General features: G+C 64.5%; 6 protein-coding genes. All 6 read left to right on the forward strand.

Annotation, left to right across the window (positions count from 1 at the left end):
- Positions 1 to 5 precede the first annotated feature (5 nt).
- The 6 genes from A9D60_RS19305 (at position 6) to folD (ending at position 6,394) form a co-directional block, all read left to right on the forward strand.
- Positions 6 to 1,337 (forward strand): FMN-binding glutamate synthase family protein, encoded by a 1,332-nt coding sequence (locus A9D60_RS19305; RefSeq protein ID WP_065269091.1) that lies wholly within the window; start codon positions 6 to 8, stop codon positions 1,335 to 1,337.
- A 76-nt stretch (positions 1,338 to 1,413) separates the two neighbouring features.
- Positions 1,414 to 2,745: a type III glutamate--ammonia ligase gene (gene glnT / locus A9D60_RS19310; RefSeq protein WP_065269092.1), complete on the forward strand. Its 1,332-nt coding sequence runs from the start codon at positions 1,414 to 1,416 to the stop codon at positions 2,743 to 2,745.
- Positions 2,746 to 3,040: 295 nt separating this feature from the next.
- A partial coding sequence (locus A9D60_RS19315; RefSeq protein ID WP_141117892.1) for a formate--tetrahydrofolate ligase occupies positions 3,041 to 3,286 on the forward strand: 246 nt, incomplete at its 3' end.
- A gap of 4 nt (positions 3,287 to 3,290) precedes the next feature.
- Positions 3,291 to 4,967: a formate--tetrahydrofolate ligase gene (locus tag A9D60_RS19320; RefSeq protein ID WP_065269094.1), complete on the forward strand. Its 1,677-nt coding sequence runs from the start codon at positions 3,291 to 3,293 to the stop codon at positions 4,965 to 4,967.
- Positions 4,968 to 5,161: 194 nt separating this feature from the next.
- The gene (locus A9D60_RS19325; RefSeq protein ID WP_065269095.1) at positions 5,162 to 5,467 is read left to right on the forward strand and encodes a chorismate mutase; all 306 of its coding nucleotides are present in this window, start codon (positions 5,162 to 5,164) and stop codon (positions 5,465 to 5,467) included.
- A 36-nt stretch (positions 5,468 to 5,503) separates the two neighbouring features.
- Complete coding sequence (gene folD, locus A9D60_RS19330; protein ID WP_065269096.1) at positions 5,504 to 6,394, forward strand: bifunctional methylenetetrahydrofolate dehydrogenase/methenyltetrahydrofolate cyclohydrolase FolD; 891 nt, start codon at positions 5,504 to 5,506, stop codon at positions 6,392 to 6,394.
- Positions 6,395 to 6,477: the final 83 nt, after the last annotated feature.

Raw genomic sequence — 6,477 nt, forward strand, 5'->3', positions numbered from 1 at the left:
AAGACATGGATAGCAATAACATCCCCCGTACGGTCCCGATCCAGTCGGCGACTTTCTCCAACCCCATCAACGCTGAAATCCGCCGTGCCTCGGCCACCGGGATCTATGACATCCGCGGCGGCGGCGCCAAGCGGAAGGTGCCGCATTTCGACGACCTGCTGTTCCTTGGCGCCTCGATCTCGCGCTACCCGCTGGAAGGCTACCGTGAGAAATGCGAGACCAAGGTGACGCTGGGCACCCGCTTCGCCAAGAAGCCGATTGAGCTGGATATCCCGATCACCATCGCGGGCATGAGCTTTGGCGCGCTGTCGGGGCCTGCCAAGGAGGCCCTGGGCCGCGGCGCATCCGCTGCGGGCACCTCGACCACCACAGGCGACGGCGGCATGACCCCGGAAGAGCGCGGCCATTCCACCAAGCTGGTCTACCAGTATCTGCCGTCCCGTTACGGCATGAACCCGGATGACCTGCGCAAGGCGGACGCGATTGAGGTCGTGGTCGGCCAGGGCGCCAAACCCGGCGGCGGCGGCATGCTGCTGGGGCAGAAGATCTCTGACCGGGTTGCGGAAATGCGCACTCTGCCGAAAGGCATCGATCAGCGTTCTGCCTGCCGCCACCCGGACTGGACCGGCCCGGACGATCTGGAGATCAAGATCCTGGAGCTGCGCGAGATCACCGACTGGCAGGTGCCGATCTACATCAAGGTCGGCGGCACACGCCCCTATTACGACACTGCACTGGCAGTTAAGGCCGGCGCCGATGTCGTGGTGCTGGACGGCATGCAGGGCGGCACCGCTGCCACCCAGGATGTGTTCATCGAACATGTCGGCCTGCCGACGCTCGCCTGTATCCGCCCCGCCGTGCAGGCGCTGCAGGACCTGGGCGTGCACCGCGAGGTCCAGCTGGTGGTCTCCGGCGGCATCCGCACCGGGGCTGACGTTGCCAAGGCGCTGGCGCTGGGCGCAGATGCGGTCGCGATCGGCACCGCGGCACTGGTTGCATTGGGCGACAACGACCCGAAATGGGAAAGCGAATACCAGAAGCTGGGCACCACCACCGGCGCCTATGACGACTGGCACGAGGGCAAGGACCCGGCCGGCATTACCACTCAGGACGCGGAACTGATGAAGCGCCTGGATCCGGTTGAGGCAGGCCGCCGCCTGCGCAACTACCTCAAGGTGATGACGCTGGAGGCCCAGACCATTGCCCGCGCCTGCGGCCACAACCACCTGCACAACCTCGAGCCTGAGGACCTGTGCGCCCTGACCATGGAGGCCGCTGCCATGGCGCGGGTGCCGCTGGCCGGTACCGACTGGTACCCGGGCAAAGCAGGGTTCTGATGATTGGCGGGGCGCGGCCGGCAACGGTTCGCGCCCCATTTCCGAAATACGTTCAACAGGGAAAGGAAGTAGGACCATGACCACAGATCTGGCTGCTTTCGCAAAAGAAAAAGGCGTCAAATACTTCATGATCTCCTTCACCGACTTGTTCGGCGGGCAGCGCGCCAAACTGGTGCCGGCAGAGGCGATCGCGGACATGCAGGAAGACGGGGCCGGCTTTGCCGGGTTTGCCACCTGGCTTGACCTGACGCCGGCGCACCCGGACATGCTGGCGGTACCGGATCCGTCCTCGGTGATCCAGCTGCCGTGGAAGCCGGAGGTCGCCTGGGTGGCGGCGGACTGCGTGATGGAGGGCGAAGACGTGGCCCAGGCGCCGCGCAACGTGCTGCGCCGCCTGATCAAGGAGGCCGCGGACGAAGGCCTGCACGTGAAGACCGGCATCGAGGCCGAGTTCTTCCTGCTGTCGCCGGACGGGGAGCAGATCTCCGACCCCTTCGATACCGCTGAAAAACCCTGCTACGACCAGCAGGCTGTGATGCGCCGCTATGACGTGGTGCGCGAGATCTGCGACTACATGCTGGAGCTGGGCTGGGGCCCGTACCAGAACGACCATGAAGACGCCAACGGCCAGTTCGAGATGAACTGGGAGTTCGACGACGCGCTGTCGACTGCCGACAAGCACAGCTTCTTCAAGTTCATGACCAAGTCGGTGGCGGAAAAGCACGGCTACCGGGCAACCTTCATGCCGAAACCGGTCGAGGGCCTCACCGGCAACGGCTGCCACGCCCATATCTCGGTCTGGGACGCGCCGGGCAAGGATTCCCGCACCAACGTCTTTGCCGGTGAAAAAGGCACCGGCCAGATTGCCGAGCTGGGCCTGTCGGAGCAGGGCGGCTGGTTCCTGGGCGGCATCATGAAGCACGCCTCGGCGCTGGCGGCGATCACCAACCCGACGGTGAACTCCTACAAGCGCATCAATGCGCCGCGCACCATGTCGGGCGCGACCTGGGCGCCGAACACCGTGACCTGGACCGGCAACAACCGCACCCATATGGTGCGCGTCCCCGGGCCCGGCCGGTTCGAGCTGCGCCTGCCGGACGGGGCGGTGAACCCCTACCTGCTGCAGGCGGTGATCATTGCGGCGGGCCTTTCCGGTGTCCGCTCCAAGGCCGACCCCGGCCCGCGCCACGACATCGACATGTATGCCGAGGGCCACAAGATCACCGATGCGCCGAAGCTGCCGCTGAACATGCTGGACGCGCTGCGCTTCTACGACAAGGACGACGGTTTGAAGGCAATGATGGGCGAGGAGTTCTCTGCCGCCTACCTGAAGATGAAGCAGCAGGAGTGGAACTCCTTCGTCAATCACTTCTCCCGCTGGGAGAAGGACAACACGCTGGACATCTAGGCACTGATTCCCCTGTCCGGCCTTCGGGCCGGACCTCGCACGGCCCGGGTTCTGCCCGGGTCCTTTTTGTTTGCGGCAGCACCTGCCGCATATGCGCCGTTTTCACCCCGGGTGAAAAACCGCCTGTTTCCTATCGGCGGCAGAAATGGGGAAAATGCCCGCTCTTGCACTGAAAACCTGGCAGGAGGGTGTTGACGGTCAGGAAAATAAATTGAGTAATAGGAATATATCTTGCCTCGCACTCAACATGTGCCGCGGGGAGTGAACCGGAACGGATGGCAGCAGGGAGATGGCCATGAGCTACAAGAGTGACATCGAGATTGCGCGTGAGGCGCAGAAGAAGCCGATCCAGGAGATTGGCGCGAAGATCGGGATTTCCAGCGATGACCTGCTGCCCTACGGCCATGACAAGGCGAAGGTGAGCCAGGGGTTCATCGACTCTGTGCAGTCGAAGGAAGACGGCAAGCTGATCCTGGTGACCGCGATCAACCCGACGCCTGCGGGCGAAGGCAAGACCACCACCACCGTGGGTCTGGGCGACNGCCATGAGCTACAAGAGTGACATCGAGATTGCGCGTGAGGCGCAGAAGAAGCCGATCCAGGAGATTGGCGCGAAGATCGGGATTTCCAGCGATGACCTGCTGCCCTACGGCCATGACAAGGCGAAGGTGAGCCAGGGGTTCATCGACTCTGTGCAGTCGAAGGAAGACGGCAAGCTGATCCTGGTGACCGCGATCAACCCGACGCCTGCGGGCGAAGGCAAGACCACCACCACCGTGGGTCTGGGCGACGGGTTGAACCGGATCGGCAAGAACGCGATGATCTGTATCCGCGAAGCCTCGCTGGGCCCGAACTTCGGCATGAAGGGCGGCGCTGCAGGCGGCGGTTACGCGCAAGTGGTGCCGATGGAGGAGATGAACCTCCACTTCACCGGCGACTTCCACGCCATCACCTCGGCCCACTCGCTGCTGTCGGCGATGATCGACAACCACATCTACTGGGGCAACGAGTGCGACATCGACACCCGCCGCGTCGCCTGGCGCCGTGTGGTCGACATGAACGACCGCGCCCTGCGCCAGATCACCGCGTCGCTCGGCGGCGTCTCCAACGGCTTCCCGCGCGAAGCCGGCTTTGACATCACCGTGGCGTCGGAAGTGATGGCGATCCTGTGCCTCGCCAACGACCTCAAGGACCTGGAAAAGCGCCTGGGCGACATCATCGTGGCCTACCGCCGCGACAAGACCCCGGTCTACTGCCGCGACATCAAGGCAGAGGGCGCAATGACCGTGCTGCTGAAAGACGCGATGCAGCCGAACCTGGTGCAGACCCTGGAAAACAACCCGGCCTTCGTGCACGGCGGCCCGTTCGCCAACATCGCGCACGGCTGCAACTCGGTGATCGCCACCAAAACCGCGCTGAAGGTTGCCGACTATGTCGTGACTGAGGCCGGCTTCGGCGCTGACCTGGGTGCCGAGAAGTTCATGAACATCAAGTGCCGCAAGGCAGGCATCGCACCCTCCGCAGTGGTGCTGGTGGCCACCGTGCGCGCGATGAAGATGAACGGCGGCGTTGCCAAGGCAGACCTGGGCGCGGAAAACGTTGCCGCGGTGAACTCCGGCTGCGCCAACCTCGGCCGCCACATCGAGAACGTCAAATCCTTCGGCGTGCCGGTTGTGGTTGCGATCAACCACTTCGTCACCGACACCGATGCCGAAGTTGACGCGGTCAAGGCCTACTGCGCCACCCACGGCGTCGAGGCAGTGCTGTCGCGCCATTGGGAGCTGGGCTCCGAGGGCTCCGCGCCGCTGGCCGAGAAGGTTGTCGAGATCGTCGACGCCGGTTCCGCCAACTTCTCGCCGATCTACCCCGACGACATGCCGCTGTTCGAGAAGATCGAGACCATCGCCAAGCGCATCTACCGCGCCGACGAGGTGCTGGCGGACAACAAGATCCGCAACCAGCTGAAGGAATGGGAAGAAGCGGGCTACGGCAACCTGCCGGTCTGCATGGCGAAGACCCAGTACTCCTTCTCGACCGACCCGAGCTTGCGCGGGGCGCCGGTGGGCCACTCGGTGCCGGTGCGCGAAGTGCGCCTGTCGGCCGGTGCGGGCTTCATCGTTGCGGTCTGCGGCGAGATCATGACCATGCCGGGCCTGCCGCGCACCCCTGCGGCGGAAACCATCCGCCTGAATGCGGACGGCCAGATCGAAGGCTTGTTCTAAGCTGCGATATGCGACATTCAGCGGCCCGGGACACCCCGGGCCGCTGGAGTTTCAAGCGCAATCCGAAGTCTGAGGCACCGCCACCGGTCCGAGGGGACGAAGACGGGAACCGGTTTTCGGAATCAATTGCGCGACCACAAAAAATGGTCAGAACCTCACATGGCCCAAAGCAATGAAAGCCGAGGTTCTGACGCATGAGCACAGAGACACCGCCGCAGGACTGCCAGTCGATGGCAGAGGTGCGGGCCCAGATTGACAGGCTCGATCGTGAGCTGGTGCAGATGCTGGCCGCCCGGGCAGGCTATATCGACCGGGCGATCCAGCTGAAGCAAGCCAACGGCTGGCCCGCGCGGATCCCGGAACGGGTTGAGGAAGTGGTCATGAATGCCCGCGCCGCCGCGCAAAGGGAGGGGCTGGACCCCGATCTGGTCGAGCGCCTGTGGCGGCAGCTGGTGGACTGGTCGATTGCCCGCGAGGCGCGGGTCATTCGTGAGGATTAGGCGGGCCGAATGCCTGCGCAGAAAAGGAAGAGAGCAATGGCAGCAACTCTGATTGACGGCAAGGCCTTTGCGGCCAAGGTGCGCGGCCAGGTGGCGGAGCACGTCGCCCGGCTGAAGGAAGAGCACGGCATCACCCCCGGCCTRGCGGTGGTGCTGGTGGGCGAGGACCCGGCCTCCCAGGTCTATGTGCGCTCCAAGGGCAAGCAGACCGTCGAGGTTGGCATGAACTCCTATGAGCACAAGCTGGAGGCGGACACCTCGGAAGCGGATCTGCTGGCGCTGATCGATCAGCTGAACAACGACGCTTCCGTGCATGGCATCYTGGTGCAGCTGCCGCTGCCGGGGCATCTGGACGAGGATCTGGTGATCAACTCGATCGCGCCGGAGAAGGACGTCGACGGYTTCCACATCTCCAACGTCGGCCTGCTGGGAACGGGGCAGAAATCGATGGTGCCCTGCACGCCCTTGGGCTGCCTGATGATGCTGCGCGACCACCACGGCAGCCTCTCGGGCATGGACGCGGTTGTCATTGGCCGCTCCAACATCGTCGGCAAGCCGATGGCGCAGCTCCTGCTGGGCGACAGCTGCACCGTGACCATCGCGCACAGCCGCACCAAGGATCTGCCGGACGTGGTGCGCCGCGCCGACATCGTGGTTGCTGCTGTTGGCCGCCCGGAAATGGTGCCGGGCGACTGGATCAAGGAAGGCGCCACCGTCATTGATGTCGGCATCAACCGGATCGAGCGCGACGGCAAGAACGTGCTGGTCGGCGACGTCGATTTCGCCTCCGCCGCGGAACGCGCCGGCGCCATCACCCCGGTCCCCGGCGGCGTCGGCCCGATGACCATCGCCTGCCTGCTCGCCAACACCGTCACCGCCGCCTGCCGCGCCAACAACCTGGCAGAGCCCGAGGGCCTCACTGCCTGAAGCGCAGACCGCTGAGGTCCGAACAGATCTGCTCCCGCCGGAACGCCTCCGGCGGGAGTTTTTTTGTTCAAAGATGAAGGTGG

This window comes from Leisingera sp. JC1 (assembly GCF_001679925.1).
In the GTDB taxonomy this organism is placed as follows: Bacteria; Pseudomonadota; Alphaproteobacteria; order Rhodobacterales; family Rhodobacteraceae; genus Leisingera.